This is a genomic window from Pseudomonas sp. PvP025 (assembly GCF_017832155.1).
Lineage (GTDB): Bacteria > Pseudomonadota > Gammaproteobacteria > Pseudomonadales > Pseudomonadaceae > Aquipseudomonas.
This window is the reverse complement of the sequence record NZ_JAFIBJ010000001.1, coordinates 279,743-295,648: the sequence shown is the minus strand read 5'-3', so window position 1 is coordinate 295,648 and position 15,906 is coordinate 279,743. Positions and strand designations below refer to the sequence as shown.

Below are 15,906 nucleotides of genomic sequence, written 5' to 3'. Positions count from 1 at the left end.
GATAAGTTCACGTGTTTAAAAGCATTTTCATTCATGATGCGGGCCCGCGACGGATCGCGGAGCGCCCTGACGCACATTCATGGCCACTTGCCGCACCTGTGGCGTAGTGGCATAACAGCGCTACCGTTCGACAAGACCGAGACAAGGATAGCCCTCTTGCGCATTTTCTCCCGTGCCTTACTTCTGCTTCTTATCGCCCTGGGCCTGCTCCTGGGCGTGGTGCTCTACTACATCGTCAACCCCAGGCTGCCCAATTACGTGCCCGTGGAGCAGGTGCGCTACCAGGACCAATGGAGCGCCACCGACCGCCAGACCTACTACTTCACGCCCCAGGGCACCCAGGTCAAGGGCCTGCATTACGACTGGTTCACCGCTCTCGAACTGCCGTTCTCCGAACAGCGCTTTGCCGCACCCGAGTACCTGGCGCGCTTCGGCTTCCTCGTGGACCCCAAACAAGTGCCCACCGCGCAGAACCCCGGCAACCTGCCAGTCGGTTTCGCCCGGCATAAAAACGCTGACAGCAACGTTGAATACCTGGACATCACCTGCGCCGCCTGCCACACCGGCGAGCTGCATTTCAAAGGCCAGGCCCTGCGCATCGACGGCGGCTCGGCGCAACACGTGCTGCCCTCCAGCGTACCCACCCTGCGCGGCGGCAGTTTCGGCCAGGCCCTGGTGGCAAGCCTTGCGGCCACCTATTACAACCCATGGAAATTCGAACGCTTCGCCCGTCAGGTGCTGGGGGATCGTTATGAAGCCGAACACCGCCAACTGCGCGAGGCCTTCAAACAGTCCCTCAACCGGTTTATCACGGTCGCCTGGAACGACACCCATCGCGGCCTCTACCCCACCCAGGAAGGCCCCGGCCGTACCGATGCGTTCGGCCGCATCGCCAATGCCAGCTTTGGCGATGCGATTTCCCCGGACAACTACCGCATCGCCAATGCGCCCGTGGACTACCCGCAGCTGTGGGACATCTGGACCTTCGACTGGGTGCAATGGAACGGCTCGGCCCAACAACCCATGGCGCGCAATATCGGCGAAGCCCTGGGCGTGGGCGCGACCCTGGACTTTTTCGACAGCGCCGGCCAGCCGCTGCAGGGCCAGGCCCGTTACCCGTCCAGCGTACGCGTGCGCGACCTGCACCTGATCGAAGAAACCCTGCAACGCCTCAAGCCGCCCACCTGGCCGCAAGACCTGTTCGGCGCCATCGACAAACCGCTCGCCGCCCAGGGCCGCGCGCTCTTTGCCGAAAACTGCGCCGCCTGCCACGTGCCCACCGTCACCCAGGAACCGGGCCGGGCGGTGCAGCACCTGCAAATGCTCACCGTCGACTACATCGGCACCGATCCCACCGCCGCCACTAACATCGCCGACCAGCGCTACGACCTCAGCGCGCTGCAATGGGACAGCGCAGAACTGGCCGCACTCAATGTGCAACTGCACCCCAGGCAAAGCGAACCGCTGGACCTGAAAAGCATGTCCGTGGCCAAGGGTCTGGCCTACGTCACCGCCTACGTCGAAGACCACGCCTACCGTGCCGCCGGCGTCACCCCGGCCGAGCGCCCGAACCTGGACGGTTTCGATCAACCCATCGGCGTGCGCGAACTGCGTGCCTACAAGGCGCGGCCACTGGCCGGTGTGTGGGCCACCCCGCCGTTCCTGCACAACGGCTCGGTGCCCACGCTCTACCAACTGCTCTCGCCCCAGGACGAGCGCAGCGTCACCTTCTATAAAGGCACCTTCGCCTATGACCCGCGCCATCTCGGGTTTGAAACCGGCGCATTCAAGAATGCCTTCCTGTTCGATACCAACATCACCGGCAACCACAACAGCGGCCACGAATTTCGTGACGGCAAGCGTGGCGACGGCGTTATCGGCCGTGGCCTGCTGCCGCAGGAACGCTGGGCGCTGCTGGAATACCTGAAAGTGCTGGGCGGCCCGCTGGAGCAACAACTGCCATGATTATCCGATCGCAATACAACCAACGCTCACTGCTCGCCCGCCTCTGGCTGCGCCTGGGCGCCTTGCTCGGCAAAACCCTGCTGTGGCTGGTGGGGCTGGGACTGCTGGGCTGGCTGGCGGCAACCGCCTGGTACGCCTGGCAGCACAGCGGCCCGGTGTCACCGAACGAGCAGATTCCGCCCGGCGAGGCGGCGATGACCCAGGGCATCATCCAGACCGCCGTGCGCATCGTCGACCAGCACCGCGAAGGCACGCGCTACCTGCGCGACGCCCATGCCAAGGCCCACGGCTGCGTGAAGGCCGAAGTCAGCGTGCTGGCCGACCTTGACCCAGCCTTGCGCCAGGGCGTATTTGCCGAACCCGGCAAAACCTGGCAAGCGACGATCCGCCTGTCCAACGGCAACGCCTACCCGCAGTTCGACAGCATCCGCGACGCGCGAGGCATGGCCCTCAAGTTGTTGGACGTTCCGGGCAAGCAGTTGATGGCCGATCAGCAGGCGCGCACGGAGCAGGACTTCGTGATGTTCAGCCATCCGAACTTCTTCGTCAGTGACGTGGCCGAATACGCGCAGAATATCGGCGCCCAGGCGGACGGCAAGAAAATCCAGGCATTCTTCCCCAGCCTCGACCCGCGCAGTTGGCAGGTGCGCCACCTGTTCATCGCCCTGGCGACCCTGGCCCCCGCGCCGGCCAGCCCCACGCAGACCACCTATTTCTCTGTTTCACCGTATAAATTCGGCGCGGCCAACGCCAAATTCCGCGTGGCGCCCGACCCGCACAGTTGCCCGCAATACGCGCTGCCCAAGCAGAACGAGGACCTGCCGAACTTCCTGCGCAGCGCCCTCAACCAGCAGTTGTCCACCGACCGTGTGGCGGCCTGCTTCGTGCTGCAAATCCAGCGGCAGAGCCCGCAGAAGTTCATGCCGATCGAGGACACCAGCATCGAGTGGAAGGAAAGCGACGCGCCCTACGAGACCGTGGCCAACGTGCGGATTCCCGCGCAGGATTTCGACACCCCGGCGTTGAATCTGGCGTGCGACAACCAGTCGTTCAACCCCTGGTTCGGCGTGGAAGCACACCGCCCCATCGGCGGCATCAACCGGCTGCGCAAAGCCGTGTACGAAGCCGTGAGCGATTACCGCCACAGCCGCAACACTTCACCCTAAGGCATGGCAAGGTCAAGTTGCAGGCGCAAAGGCACCAGTCACAGGTGATCGCGCCTTTCCACGCGCGGCCGCTTTTGAGCATCGACTGGTTGGCACGGTCGCGCACCAGTTGCATCCAGCCGGCCCGCAACGTGATCAGTTCGCCGTCAAAGCGCCCCGGGGTCAATTGGCAATTTCCATTCCCCCTGGAGCGCCCGCAGGCACGCTGTGCCGAAATCGGCTAGTGCCTCCGCAAAAAAATGAGCGCTTTAAAGTTTTTACCCCGTAAAGTATTTTCACAGCACTGCCGGGGCCGACTGCCCCGCTCTTTACCCGACAAGGATCTTGCGTGAGCGGACTGCGTGAACGGCAACGGCTCGAACGCCGCCAAGCCATCAGTACAGCGGCGATCGAACTGTTCGAACGCCAGGGTTACCAGAACACCACCATCGAACAGATCGCCAACCAGGCGGGCGTTTCGGCGCCCACGGTGTTCAAATACTTCGGCAACAAGCAGGAAATCATCCTGGAAATCCTGCACGAGGCCGACCGCCGCGCCCTGCACGACACACGGCGCCTGATGCCGGCCATGGACGACCCGGTGGACGCGCTCTGCTACCTGGAAAAACTGCTCACCAACTATGCGCTCGAGGTCATGCACCCCAACCTGTGGCGCGAGCTGCTGCCGTTGATCCTGTTCGGCGGCGAAAGCGAATTGCCCGCCGGCTACCGCACCATGAACGATGCGTTGCGTGGGCAAATCAGCGGCCTGCTGCGCGAGCTGCAACAGGCCGGCAAGCTGCGCGATGACCTGGACGTCGACCTCGCGGCGTTCCTGCTCAACGACTACGCGCACCTGCAGCTGTTGCGCCTGGTCAGCCAGACCCCGCCAGACATCGAATCCCACTCCAGTCAGGTGCGCCGCATCACTGCCCTGCTGTTCCAGGGCATGCGCACCTGAAGTCGCGTCAGCCAGTGCAGCCGACCGTTGCGCTGTTCAGCGGTTGGTCTTGATGGTGGTCCATACGCGGGTGCGGACACGCTCGATCGCCGCCGGCATCGGTTGCAGGGGGAACAGGGTTTTGCGCGCCGCATCGGGAATGTACATGTTCGGGTCGTTGCGAATCTCGGCATTGACCATTTCCGTCGAGTCCTTGTTGGGGTTCGGGTAACCGATTCGGTTGCTGATCAGAGCGATCACTTCCGGACGCAGGATATAGTTGATAAACGCGTAGGCCTCTGCCGCATGCGGCGCATTTTTCGGCACCGTCATCACGTCCGACCACATCGGCGCGCCCTCCACGGGCAACGCCATCGCCACCTTGACGCCCTTGCCTGCCGCGTCCGCCAGTCGCTTGGCCAGGGCCACACCGCCGGACCAGCCCACCGCCACACAGACATCATCGTTGGCCAGGTCCATGCCGTATCGCGAGGAGTTGAAGTAGGTGACATAGGGGCGGATCTTGAGCATCAACTGCTGCGCCTGGGTGTAGTCCTCACGCTTCTGGCTGTTGGGATCCAGACCCAGATAGTGCAAGGCGATGGGCAGAATCTCATTGCCGGCGTCGAGGAAGCCGACGCCGCAGCCGGTCATTTTTTTCAGGTTCTCTTCCTTGAAGATCATGTCCCAGGTGTTCATCTGCACATCCGCGCCGAAGATTTTCTGAATCTTGTCGACGTTGTAACCAATCAGCGTGGTGCCCCACAGGTAAGGCACGGCGTAGCGATTGCCGGGGTCACCCACCGCCTCCAGAGAGGTCATGAATTGCGGGTCGAGGTGTTTCCAGTTGGGCAACTGGCTGCGGTCCAGCGGCTGGATGGCGCCAGCGGTGATCAGATTGCTGATGTAGGAGCTGCCGGGAAATACCACGTCGTAGCCGGAGTTGCCGGTCAGCAATTTGGCTTGCAGCGTCTCGACACTGTCGAACACATCGTAGATCGGGTGAATGCCGGTCTCTTGTTCGAAGTTCTTGAGGATTTCAGGCGGCAGGTACTCGATCCAGTTATAGATGCGCACCGTGCGCTCCCCGGCCAGGCACCAGCCGCTGCACAGCCAGGCGATGGCGACGCCCAGCACGGTATTACGCAAAGACTTGTTCATGCACACACTCCTGCGCGGCCGCAATGGCTCGCGGCGCTCAATAACGGTAGGTGAAGTAGAGTTCCAGGGCACTGAATTTCTGGTCATCGCCGAACACTTGCCTGGCCGCCGCCAGCGGTTTGACCCAGTTGTAGGAGAGTGAGGTGTAGAAGGACGGCGTGGGGGTCCAGTCGAGAAACACCACGCTTTCATCGGCAAAGCGCCGGTCGTTGACCGCCGCGCCCATGTAGTTCTTCTCGTCGAGCCAGAACTGATAGTGGATCGCGCCCAGGGTAAGGGTCTGGCTCAGGTGCGTCTTGAGCGAGAACTGCTGGACGTTTTCATTGCTGTTGAACAACAGGTAGTTGCCGACCACATCGCCCACCAGCCAGGTGCCCCAGTCGATGAAGCCCTTGCTCAACGGGTCCCAGGCCTTCTGCCGGTTGTCGCCCAGGTTGTCGTCCCCGGAAAAGCTTGCGTAGCGATAGCCGAGGATCGGCGTCAGCGGCAGGTCGCCAAAGGCGTAGTCGGCCTGGGCGTACCAGGCGTTGGCCGCGTAGTCGACGCCCTCGCCGCTGCCGCGTTCCACCGCGTATTCGGCGTTCAGGGTCAGCGGCGCGATGCCCGGCACCCTGGCATTCAGCGCGCGCAGGTTGTACACCTGCATGCCGTCGCGGCGCCGTGGCCAGGTGCTGCCCCGTGGGCCGAGGGCGTTGACCTTGAGCGCCATCGCGCCGAGGGTCACCTGGTCATCGAGGTTGTAGTCGAGGTTGACCCCGGTCATGCGAAAGTCGCCCAGGTCATCGTCGGTGCGCAGGCTGAACACCTGGCTCTTCAGCGCGCCATGGTCCCAGGCGAGGATCGCCGAGTCCTTGAACGCGGTGCGCGGGCTGAGCCAATAGGCGCCGTCCTTGAACTGGTCGAGGTTGCCATCCATCACGATGAAACCGGTGCCGACCTTGTAGTTCTGGCGCCCGGCAGTGAAGGTCCACTCGCCGACCCGCACCCCGGCGAACAGCTCTTCGGTGGCCACCCGGCCATCGGAGCTGCGGCTAAAGCCGCCGGCGTCGCCATCGCCGAAGGTGGTGGCGGCCACCACCGACGCGCCGCCGAGCAGGCTGACGTCGGGGTTCAGCGCGTAGTTGAAGGTGATACCGGGCTTGACGTAGAACTCCTGCCAGCCAATCGAACTGCCGTCATTGCGTCCGTTGCGCTGGTCGACCCGGCCGCTGCCGAAGTTGACGTTGCGCGTGGTGATGCTGGCGCCGCCGGCGGTGAGGTTGACCTCGCCCTTGAGGTCGCCGTCCTCGAAGGTATAGCCCGCAAGGGCGACCTGGGCGCTCAGGGGCAGACTCACCGCCACCAGCGCGCGGGTAAAACGCGTCGTGAAATACATCGTGAAGCTCCTGTGTCGTTATTGTTGTACAGGGCAGTTGCAGGCGGCGCAGTACGCCGCCAACACCTGGGCAAGCCAGGTGGAATCCAGACGCTGGATCGTTATTGTTGAAAGGGTCTCAGCGCGTCAGGTGCGCCGCGATGGCGCGCAGCATGCGCACGCTGTCGGCATCGACCGGGCCGACCGCCTCGGGCAGCGATGACTGCTTGACGATCACCACACGGGACGGTTTGTCGATGAACAGGTATTGGCCATGGATGCCGCCCGCCATCAGCGCCTGACTGTGGTCATTGAACACGTACCACTGGCTGCGGTAGGACGCGCCGGGGGCCCACTCGGCGAACTCCGGATTGGCCGCGTAGATCGCCGGGTCCGCGCCCCTGGCGATGCGCGCGATGGCCTCGCTTGGCAGCAACTGGTCGCCGTTGTGGCGGCCGTCATTGGCCAGCAATCGGCCGAAACGCGCCATGTCGCGCAGGGTCGCGCTGAAGCCGGCGCCGGCTACGCTGCGGCCCCAGGGATCGGCCATGAAGTAGCCGTCGCGCTCGCAACCCAGTTGGCTCCAGACCCTTTGCAACAGCTGCGCGCAGGGCACGCCCGAGGCACGCTCCATGACCCAGGCCAGCGCCTCGGTGGCAGCGGTCACGTAGTGGAAGAACCCGCCATGCTCGCCGCGTTTGCGCAGCGACGGCAGGTATTGGTAGAGGGATTCAAACTCGCGAAACTGGCTCGGCGCCGGGTTGAAGCCGCAGGCGTAGCCGTATTGCGAACTCTCGGACGTCGGGTCGTCGTACACCTCGCGGTAGTCGATGCCCACGGCCATGTCGAACAGCTGGCGCACCGTCGCATCCCCGAAGGCGCTGCACGCAAGCTCCGGCACGTAGCTGCCGACCAGCCGCGTCGGGTCGAGTACGGTCTCGCTGACCAGTTGTTCGCCGAGCACGCCGATCAGCGACTTGGTCACCGAAAACATGATGTGCCGATCGTCCGGCCGCTGGCCGTTGAAGTAACGCTCGAACAGCACCTGATCGCCCTGCAGCACCAGCAGGCCGTCGGTGTGACTGGCCTTGAGGTGGTCGAGCACGCTGATGCTCAGGCCGCAGACGCTGTCAAAGTGCAGCGCGTCCAGCGCCTGGGGCGCTTCGATCAGCGGCGCGCACGGGCCACGCCCGGCCTGCACATCGATCGAGGGACGCAAGCGCGCCAGGTGACGAAACCCCCAGCGGTTGAACGGCGGGCGCATCCAGTTATCCCAGGTCACGCGCTGCTCCGGCGCGGCGGGAAACCCCTGCATCAGGCGCGGTGCGGGTGGCTCGGTCGGTGAAGATTCATTGGCCTCGACATACAGTCTGACGAGTAAAGGGACGGCGTTCTGGCTCATCTCTGTGATCCTGGAAATGACTCTGCGTGAGAGCAGATGCAGGAAAATAATTACGCTTATTAATTATTTTAGTCAATAAAATATTTAACAGATATTTCATAAAAGCTGGACTTTTATGGATCCAATAAGACGTAAAAAATTGGCCGATAATCGCCCGTATTTTCCATGAAACCTGAAAATACAGAATTGACCGGAAAACCTACCGCGCCTCTAATGGATCCATTAAATAAAAACAACGACCAGCCTGGAGAACCGTCATGTACCCAAAAAACACTTGGTATGTCGCCTGCACCCCCGATGAACTGGTACACAAACCCCTCGGCCGGCAAATCTGCGGGGAAAAGCTGGTGTTTTATCGAGACCAGACGAATCAGGTCAGAGCCCTTGAAGACTTCTGTCCCCACCGTGGTGCGCCGCTCTCTCTGGGCTATGTCGAAAACGGAAACCTGGTGTGCGGCTATCACGGCCTGGTGATGGGCGGCGATGGCAGGACCGTGGAAATGCCCGGCCAGCGGGTACGCGGGTTTCCGTGCAACAAGGCGTTCGCCGCCGTTGAGCGTCACGGCTTTATCTGGGTGTGGCCTGGCGATCAGGAGCAGGCCGACCCCGCGCTGATTCCGCACCTGGAATGGGCCGACAGCGACCAATGGGCTTACGGCGGCGGGCTGTTCGACATCCAGTGCGACTACCGCCTGATGATCGACAACCTGATGGACCTGACCCACGAAACCTACGTGCACGCCTCCAGCATCGGCCAGAAAGAGATCGACGAAGCGCCGCCCGTGACCACCGTGGAAGGCGATGAGGTGGTGACCGCCCGGCACATGCAGAACATCATGGCGCCGCCCTTCTGGCGCATGGCGCTGCGCGGCAACCAGCTGGCCGACGATGTGCCCGTGGACCGCTGGCAGATCTGCCGCTTCACCCCGCCCAGCCACGTGATGATCGAAGTCGGCGTGGCCCACGCCGGCAAGGGTGGCTACCACGCCGCGCCGGAACACAAGGCGGCGAGCATCGTGGTGGATTTCATCACCCCGCAGACCGACACCTCGATCTGGTATTTCTGGGGCATGGCGCGCAATTTCCAGCCCCACGACGAGGCGCTGACCGCCAGTATCCGCGAAGGCCAGGGCAAGATTTTCAGCGAAGACCTGGAGATGCTCGAACGCCAGCAACAGAACCTGCTGGCACACCCCACGCGCAACCTGCTCAAGCTGAATATCGATGCCGGAGGCGTGCAGTCACGCAAGATTCTCGAACGCCTGATCGCCAGGGAACGCGCCGGAGAACCGACATGATCGAGGTGGTGGTGACGTCCCGCAACGACGAGGCGCTGGACATTTGCAGCTATGAGCTGACCCGCGTCGACGGCACGCCGCTGCCGGCGTTCAGCGCCGGGTCCCACATCGACGTGCACTTGCCAGGCGGCCTGGTGCGTCAGTATTCGCTGTGCAATCCCCCTCGGGAGCGCCACCGTTACCAGATCGGCGTGCTCAAGGACCCCGCCACGCGCGGCGGCTCGCGCGGCCTGCACGAGCAGGTGCAGGTCGGCACGCACCTGAGCATCAGCGAACCGCGCAACCTGTTCCCCCTCGCTTTACAGGCGCGACGCAGCCTGCTGTTTGCCGGCGGCATCGGCATCACCCCGATCCTGTGCATGGCCGAGCAACTGGCCGAGGCCGGCGCCGACTTCGAGCTGCATTACTGCGCCCGCGCCAGTGAGCGCGCGGCGTTTGTGCAGCGACTCAAGGCGTCGGCATTTGCCGAGCGGGTATTCCTGCATTTTGACGCACAACCGCACACCGCCCTCAACGCTGCCGAGGTGCTCGCCACCCCGGCCGATGATGTGCATCTGTACGTGTGCGGGCCCGGCGGCTTCATGCAGCATGTGCTCGACAGCGCACGCGCCCAGGGCTGGCAGGAGGACTGCCTGCACCGCGAGTATTTCTCGGCGCCGGCTGTGGACGGAGGTCTTGACGGCGCGTTTGCGGTGCAGGTCGCCAGCAGCGGTGAGGTGTTCGACATACCGGCCGACAAGAGCGTGGTGCAGGTCCTGCAAAGCCACGGCATCGAGATTGCCGTGTCCTGCGAACAAGGGATTTGTGGCACCTGTCTGACCCGCGTGCTTGAGGGCATTCCCGAGCACCGGGACCTGTTTCTCACCGAGCAGGAGCAGGCGTTGAACGATCAGTTCACGCCGTGCTGCTCGCGCGCGAAAACCGCGCTGCTGGTGCTGGATATCTGACCCGCCTCAGGCCGACGGCACAATGACCTTGATCCGCTCGCGGGCGGTGGCGGCGCTGAAGATCTCGGCATAGCGCAAGGTCGCGTTGGCATGCTCGCGCATGATCGCCTCGGCCCGCGCGCCCTGGCGATTGACCAGCGCATCGAACACCGAGTGATGCTGCAGGTGGGCGTAGTTGAAACGGCGGTACTCGCGCGCCATGTCCTCGCGGTCGATGGCCAGCGCGGTGACGGAAGCGAACGGCAGATGATCGTTGCGTGCCAGCGCGTCGGTGATTGCCGGGTTGTGGCTGCCGGCGACGATGACCTGATGAAAACGCATGTTCAGGTCGTGATAGACCTCCAGGTCGTCCTCGGTGACATAGCCCTTCTCGAACAGTTGATCGCCCTCCACCAGGCAGCGCTCCAGCGCGCGCCGCGCCTCATCGGACAGCCCATGCTCGGCGGCCTGACGCGCCGCCAGCCCCTCAAGCACGCCACGCACTTCGACGGCGCCGGCGATATCGCTGGGGCTGACCGAACGCACCTGATACCCGCGCCCGCCAAAGGGCACCAGCAGCCCTTCCTGTTCGAGGGTGCGAAAGGCCATGCGCACCGGCATGCGCGACACGCCGAAGCGCTGCGCGGTGGGCACTTCCAGCAGCCGTTCGCCCGCCGCCAGCTCTCCGCTGGCAATCATCTTGCGCAGTGCAACCAGCACCAATTGACCGGGCTTGCTCATCCAGGCAGCTTCCAGAAAAACACGGGCTGCCATAGTACCGCAGCGCGCGTCAGGCGCGCAGGACTGTGGGGTCTTCACCGCGATACAGCGCCTCGACCCGCGCCGCGCGCCATTGCAGCACCGCACGCTGGTTGATCGAGCCCTTGTCGGTGATCTCCCCTCGGTCGATGGACGCCGGCTCGTCGAGCAAGGCAATCCACTCCACGCGGCTGGCGTTGCCGGTCGCCTCGCGATTGAGCCGCTGCAGCCAGTCGCCGAACCACTGGCGCACCGCCGCGCTGGCCAGCACTTGGGCGTCGCTGGCGTCGGCGTGCAAGCCTGCCAGCCGCCGGCACTCGTAGAGCCTGGGGAAGACCAGCGCGCCGAGGCACTCGCGGTCCGGCGCGGTGATCACCAGGTCCTGCACATAGGGTGAGCCTTCGAGCACCGCGCGATTGCGCAACGGCCCGACGCTGACAAACACCCCGGAAGACAGCTTGAAGTCCTCGGCGATTCGCCCGTCGAACATCAACCCCAACTGCGGCTGCTGCGCATCGGCGAGCTTGATCGCGTCCCCCGAACAGTAAAAACCTCGCTCGTCGAACACCTCGGCGGTCTGCTCCGGCGCGCGCCAGTAGCCCGGCATGATGTGCGGCCCGCGAAAGCGCCCTTCCAGCTTGCCGTCCACCGGCACCAGGCATACTTCGCAGCCCGGCGCGGGCAAACCGATGTAGCCGGCCATGGACAACGGCCCGGTGGTGAAGGTGCAGGACGGCGCGGCTTCGGTCATGCCCAGCCCGGCCATCATGCGGATGCGCTCACCGCAGTGTTGTTCGGCCACGCGGTCGAGGCGATCCCAGATACTTTGCGACAGGCCGGCAGCGGCAAAGAAGAACAGTTTCATGCGCGCAAAAAACCGCTCGCGCAATTCGCCGTCCTGCTCCAGGGCATTGACCAGTTCTTCCCAGCCCTTGGGCACGGTGAGGTAGGCCGTGGGCGACACCTCCTTGAGGTTGCGCAGGGTCTGGGCGAAACCCTGGGCCGTGGGCTTGCCGTCATCGAGATAAAAGGTGCCGCCGTTGTAGAGCACGATGCCGACGTTGTGGCTGCCGCCAAAGGTGTGGTTCCACGGCAGCCAGTCCACCAGCACCGGCGGCTCCTCGCCGAACACCGGAAAGGTCTGCAACAGCATTTGCTGGTTGGCGCAGAGCATGCGCTGGGTGGTGACCACCGCCTTGGGCAGCTTGGTGGAGCCGGAGGTGAACAGGAACTTGGCGATGCTGTCCGGCCCCGTGGCCTCGAACGCCGCCTCGGCCGCCTGCCCGCCCGGGGTTTGCAGCAGGCTGGCGAACGCCGTGCAGGGACGCCCCGGCACCTCGCCGCGCACCGTGATCAGCGGCGTCGTGGCCGGCAATACCGCCTCGATCGCGCGCTGGTAGGCGGCGGCATCGCTGACGAACACCAGCCCCGGTTGCAGCAGGTCGCACACGTGCCGCAGCTTGGCGAAATCCTGGGACAACAACGCGTACGCCGGCGACACCGGGCTGTAGGGAATGCCGGCATACATCGCGCCGAGCGCCATCTGCAGGTGCTCGATGTCGTTGCCCGAAAGCAACGCCAGCGGCTTCTGCGCCGACAGCCCGTAACCGAGCAGGCTCTGGGCAATCGCGCGCACGCTGTCGAGCATTTCCCTGTAGCTGACGTGGCGCCAGTCACCGCCGGCCTGGCGCGCCGCGATAAACGTCTGCGCGGGGCGCACCTGCGCCCAGTGCACCAGCCGGTCAAGCAGGCGCGGCGGCAGCGGCGCCAGGGGTTCGAGGGAGCGCATGTGCAGCACGCCGTGTTCTTCAGTGATCGCCACCGGCGCTTGGCCGATGGACACGTCGCGGTAGCGCGGTGCGGGCTGGGGTTGCGATCTGAATTCGGAACTCACGGGGGATGTCCTCTGCCTTTTTTTGGGATGTACAGGGCCACCGCAACGCGGCGGCGCCGGCTCAGATCGGGTAATGCCGTGGGCCGTTCTGCAACGTCACCCAGCGCAACTGGGTGAAGTGCTCGATGGCGGCCTTGCCGCCAAAACTGCCGTAGCCACTGGACTTGACGCCACCGAAAGGCATCTGCGCCTCGTCGTGCACGGTGGGGCCGTTGATATGGCAGATGCCCGATTCCACCCGCTGCGCGAGCGCCAGCGCACGCCCGGTGTCACGGCTGAAGATCGCCGCCGACAGCCCGAACTCGGAGTCGTTGGCCAGGCGCAGCAGCGCCTCGTCACCGTCACCGCGCAGCAGCACTGCCACCGGGCCGAACGACTCTTCGCGGTACAGGCGCATCGCGTCGGTGACCCCATCGATCAGGGTCGGCTGCAAAATGCTGCCCTGCAGTTGCCCACCTGCCACCAGCCGCGCGCCCTTGGCCAGGGCATCGTCGATCATCGCCTTGATGCGCGTGCCGGCGCTGGCATCCACCAGCGAGCCGAGCACCGAATCCGCCGCGGCGGGGTCGCCGGCCGGCAAGGTCGCAAGTTTGGCGGCCAGCTGGGTCACGAAACGGTCGGCGACGCTGGCGTCGACAATGAGGCGCTCAGTCGACATGCAGATCTGCCCCTGATTGAAATACGCGCCAAAGGCCGCCGCCGCCACGGCGGCGTCGAGGTCGGCGTCATCGAGCACCAGCAGCGGCGCCTTGCCGCCCAGCTCCAGCAGCGCCGGCTTGAGGTGCCGCGCCGACAGTTCGCCGACGATTCGCCCCACATGGGTCGAGCCGGTGAAATTAACCCGGCGCACGGCGGGGTTGGCGATCAACCGCTCGACAATCGCGGCGGCATCGGCGGGGGCGTTGCTGATCACATTGACCACGCCATCGCCCAGCCCGGCGTCCTGCAGCACTTGGCCGATCAGGCGGTGCACCGCCGGGCTCAACTCGGAAGCCTTGAGCACCACGGTATTGCCGCAGGCCAGCGGCATGGCGATGGCCCGCGTGGCGAGGATCACCGGCGCATTCCACGGTGCAATGCCCAGCACCACGCCGCAGGGCTGACGCAAGGCCATGGCGAAACTGCCGGGCACATCGGAGGGAATCACATCGCCGGTGATCTGGGTGGTCATCGACGCCGCTTCGCGCAGCATGTTGGCGGCCAGGCGCACGTTGAACGCGTACCAGTTGGCCATGGCGCCGGTTTCGCCAGCGGCGGCGATGAATTCGGCGCTGCGCGCCTGCAACTGTTCGGCGGCGTTGAGCAGGCGGGTGCGACGCTCGTTGGGCGCCAGCGCCGCCCACGCGGGGAACGCGGCCTGGGCGGCGGCGACAGCCGCGTCGGCATCTTCCAGGGTGGCGGCGGCGACCCGCGACACGACGTCGCCGGTCACCGGGTTACAGCGTTCGAAGGTTCGGCCGTCGCTGGCAGGACGCGACTGGCCGCCGATCAACAGGGGCACATCCAGCATGCTGATTCCTCTTTTTGTCTTTATCGGGAATACGTTCAAGCAGGTTTGCGAGGGGCGGCCGGTGGCCGCTGCGCTCAGCGCTTATAGGTCTGCAGGCCAGGCTTGATGCTCTTGTCGTCGAGGAACTGTTTCATGCCCTGCTCGCGGCCGCCTTCGGTATCGAGCAAACGCGACTGATCGAGCTTGGCATAGAGGTAATCCTCGTTCTGCTCCCAGGTCAGTTCGCGGCACCGCTTGAAGCCATGCTTGGCCGCACGCAGCACCACCGGGTTTTTCTCCAGCAGGTTGCGCGCCAGTTCGAGGGTAACTTCCCGCAGTTGCGCCAGCGGCACGCTCTCGTTGACCAGGCCCATTTCGGCGGCTTTCTGCCCGCCGAACGTCTTGCCGGTCATGATGTAGTACAGCGACTGGCGATGGCCCACGGTGTCGGCCATGGCCTTGCTCACCAGGTTGCCCGGCGGGATGCCCCAGTTGATTTCCGAGAGACCGAAGGTGGCTTCGTCGGCGCAGATCGCCAGGTCGCAAGCCACCAGCGGGCTGAAGCCACCGCCGAAGCACCAGCCGTTGACCATGGCAATGGTGGGCTTGGCGTACATGCGCAGCAGTTTCCATTGCCATTGCGAGGCTTCGCGGCGGATTTTTTCCTGGAGGATTTCCGGGCCGGCATCCACCTCGCGAAAATATTCCTTGAGGTCCATGCCGGCGGTCCACGCCTCGCCGGCACCGGTCAGCACCAGCACACCGGCGTCTGGATCCTGCTCCAGGGTTTCCAGCACATCGATCATTTCCCGGTTGAGGGTGGGGCTCATCGCATTGCGTTTTTCCGGACGATTGAGGATGACCCAGGCGATGCCTTGCTCGATCTCAACCTTGACAGTGCTCCAACGACCTTCGTAATTGCTCATGGCGGTACGCTCTTGTTCTGGGAGTGAAGATGCTTCGAAACTAAACCGCAAATATAGTTATGTCAATTAACTATTAATCCGAATATTGCCTGATTTTCCGGCTTTGTATAACGCCGGCATAGCCACGGCGCGCCAACCCCGGCAAACTGCATAGCCTTCATAACCACCCTTCCGAGGATTGCATCGCAATGGCCAAGCCCTCCCCCATCGCCGACATGCCGCCGCCGCTGGATTCGGCGCTGGACGACCTGATCGGCTACGCCATCCGCCGCGCCCAGCTCAAGCTGTTCCAGAACCTGATCGGCCGGCTCGCCGAACACGACCTGCGTCCCGCGCAGTTCTCGGCCCTGGCGATCATCGAACAGAACCCCGGCCTGATGCAGACCGACCTGGCCCGCGCGCTGGCCATCGAACCGCCGCAAGTGGTGCCGCTGCTGAACAAGCTCGAAAGCCGCGCCCTCGCCGTGCGCCTGCGCTGCAAGCCGGACAAGCGCTCCTACGGAATCTTCCTCAGCAAGAGCGGCGAAACCCTGCTCAAGACGCTCAAGGACATCGCCGCCCAGAGCGACCTGGACGCCACCGCCGCGCTGGACAGCGAGGAACGCGCCACCCTGCTGCGCCTGCTGAAGAAGGTGTATCAGGACTGA

General features: G+C 64.3%; 13 protein-coding genes. 6 read left to right on the top strand and 7 right to left on the bottom strand.

All coding sequences use genetic code 11. The features are described 5' to 3' along the window. Positions 1–156: 156 nt before the first annotated feature. The 3 genes from JOE32_RS01420 (at position 157) to JOE32_RS01410 (ending at position 4,071) form a co-directional block, all read left to right on the top strand. Positions 157–1,965, top strand: a complete 1,809-nt coding sequence (locus tag JOE32_RS01420; protein WP_209980777.1) for a cytochrome c — start codon at positions 157–159, stop codon at positions 1,963–1,965. Next, positions 1,962–3,131 carry a catalase family protein gene (locus tag JOE32_RS01415; RefSeq protein WP_209980775.1) on the top strand — a complete coding sequence of 390 codons (1,170 nt, stop codon included), beginning with the start codon at positions 1,962–1,964 and terminating at the stop codon, positions 3,129–3,131. The genes JOE32_RS01420 and JOE32_RS01415 overlap by 4 nt, the downstream gene beginning before the upstream one ends. A gap of 328 nt (positions 3,132–3,459) precedes the next feature. Beyond that, positions 3,460–4,071: a TetR/AcrR family transcriptional regulator gene (locus JOE32_RS01410; protein ID WP_209980773.1), complete on the top strand. Its 612-nt coding sequence runs from the start codon at positions 3,460–3,462 to the stop codon at positions 4,069–4,071. A 36-nt stretch (positions 4,072–4,107) separates the two neighbouring features. Here the strand turns inward: JOE32_RS01410 and JOE32_RS01405 are convergent, their stop codons facing one another. The 3 genes from JOE32_RS01405 to JOE32_RS01395 all read right to left on the bottom strand — a co-directional run bounded on the left by JOE32_RS01405 (position 4,108) and on the right by JOE32_RS01395 (position 7,967). Next, entirely contained in the window at positions 4,108–5,211 is a 1,104-nt protein-coding gene (locus JOE32_RS01405) for a polyamine ABC transporter substrate-binding protein (protein WP_209980772.1), read from the bottom strand. Positions 5,212–5,248: 37 nt separating this feature from the next. Continuing rightward, entirely contained in the window at positions 5,249–6,586 is a 1,338-nt protein-coding gene (locus tag JOE32_RS01400) for an alginate export family protein (RefSeq protein ID WP_209980770.1), read from the bottom strand. 118 nt (positions 6,587–6,704) lie between these two features. Further along, a complete protein-coding gene (locus tag JOE32_RS01395; RefSeq protein WP_209980767.1) occupies positions 6,705–7,967 on the bottom strand; it encodes a serine hydrolase in 1,263 nt (420 codons plus the stop codon). A gap of 257 nt (positions 7,968–8,224) precedes the next feature. Here JOE32_RS01395 and JOE32_RS01390 point away from each other — a divergent pair, with 257 nt between their 5' ends. Beyond that, entirely contained in the window at positions 8,225–9,265 is a 1,041-nt protein-coding gene (locus tag JOE32_RS01390) for an aromatic ring-hydroxylating dioxygenase subunit alpha (RefSeq protein WP_209980766.1), read from the top strand. Continuing rightward, positions 9,262–10,212, top strand: coding sequence for a PDR/VanB family oxidoreductase (locus JOE32_RS01385; RefSeq protein ID WP_209980763.1), 951 nt, complete (start codon positions 9,262–9,264; stop codon positions 10,210–10,212). Before JOE32_RS01390 ends, JOE32_RS01385 begins: the two co-directional genes overlap by 4 nt. Positions 10,213–10,218: 6 nt before the next feature. Here the strand turns inward: JOE32_RS01385 and JOE32_RS01380 are convergent, their stop codons facing one another. The 4 genes from JOE32_RS01380 to JOE32_RS01365 all read right to left on the bottom strand — a co-directional run bounded on the left by JOE32_RS01380 (position 10,219) and on the right by JOE32_RS01365 (position 15,259). After that, positions 10,219–10,932: a GntR family transcriptional regulator gene (locus JOE32_RS01380; RefSeq protein ID WP_057008247.1), complete on the bottom strand. Its 714-nt coding sequence runs from the start codon at positions 10,930–10,932 to the stop codon at positions 10,219–10,221. 49 nt (positions 10,933–10,981) lie between these two features. Further along, complete coding sequence (locus JOE32_RS01375; RefSeq protein ID WP_209980761.1) at positions 10,982–12,844, bottom strand: feruloyl-CoA synthase; 1,863 nt, start codon at positions 12,842–12,844, stop codon at positions 10,982–10,984. Between the two features lie 61 nt (positions 12,845–12,905). After that, complete coding sequence (locus JOE32_RS01370; RefSeq protein WP_209980759.1) at positions 12,906–14,354, bottom strand: aldehyde dehydrogenase; 1,449 nt, start codon at positions 14,352–14,354, stop codon at positions 12,906–12,908. A 74-nt stretch (positions 14,355–14,428) separates the two neighbouring features. Beyond that, the gene (locus JOE32_RS01365) at positions 14,429–15,259 is read right to left on the bottom strand and encodes a p-hydroxycinnamoyl CoA hydratase/lyase (RefSeq protein WP_003231934.1); all 831 of its coding nucleotides are present in this window, start codon (positions 15,257–15,259) and stop codon (positions 14,429–14,431) included. A gap of 188 nt (positions 15,260–15,447) precedes the next feature. On the opposite strand from JOE32_RS01365, the gene JOE32_RS01360 reads away from it, so the two are divergent. Beyond that, positions 15,448–15,906 (top strand): MarR family transcriptional regulator, encoded by a 459-nt coding sequence (locus tag JOE32_RS01360; RefSeq protein WP_209980757.1) that lies wholly within the window; start codon positions 15,448–15,450, stop codon positions 15,904–15,906.

Bases quoted from the DNA above. Each gene is read 5' to 3' on its own strand.
- JOE32_RS01415 (WP_209980775.1), top strand. From the start codon at position 1,962: ATGATTATCCGATCGCAATACAACCAACGCTCACTGCTCGCCCGCCTC.
- JOE32_RS01405 (WP_209980772.1), bottom strand. From the start codon at position 5,211: ATGAACAAGTCTTTGCGTAATACCGTGCTGGGCGTCGCCATCGCCTGG.
- JOE32_RS01400 (WP_209980770.1), bottom strand. From the start codon at position 6,586: ATGTATTTCACGACGCGTTTTACCCGCGCGCTGGTGGCGGTGAGTCTG.
- JOE32_RS01395 (WP_209980767.1), bottom strand. From the start codon at position 7,967: ATGAGCCAGAACGCCGTCCCTTTACTCGTCAGACTGTATGTCGAGGCC.
- JOE32_RS01390 (WP_209980766.1), top strand. From the start codon at position 8,225: ATGTACCCAAAAAACACTTGGTATGTCGCCTGCACCCCCGATGAACTG.
- JOE32_RS01385 (WP_209980763.1), top strand. From the start codon at position 9,262: ATGATCGAGGTGGTGGTGACGTCCCGCAACGACGAGGCGCTGGACATT.
- JOE32_RS01380 (WP_057008247.1), bottom strand. From the start codon at position 10,932: ATGAGCAAGCCCGGTCAATTGGTGCTGGTTGCACTGCGCAAGATGATT.
- JOE32_RS01370 (WP_209980759.1), bottom strand. From the start codon at position 14,354: ATGCTGGATGTGCCCCTGTTGATCGGCGGCCAGTCGCGTCCTGCCAGC.
- JOE32_RS01365 (WP_003231934.1), bottom strand. From the start codon at position 15,259: ATGAGCAATTACGAAGGTCGTTGGAGCACTGTCAAGGTTGAGATCGAG.
- JOE32_RS01360 (WP_209980757.1), top strand. From the start codon at position 15,448: ATGGCCAAGCCCTCCCCCATCGCCGACATGCCGCCGCCGCTGGATTCG.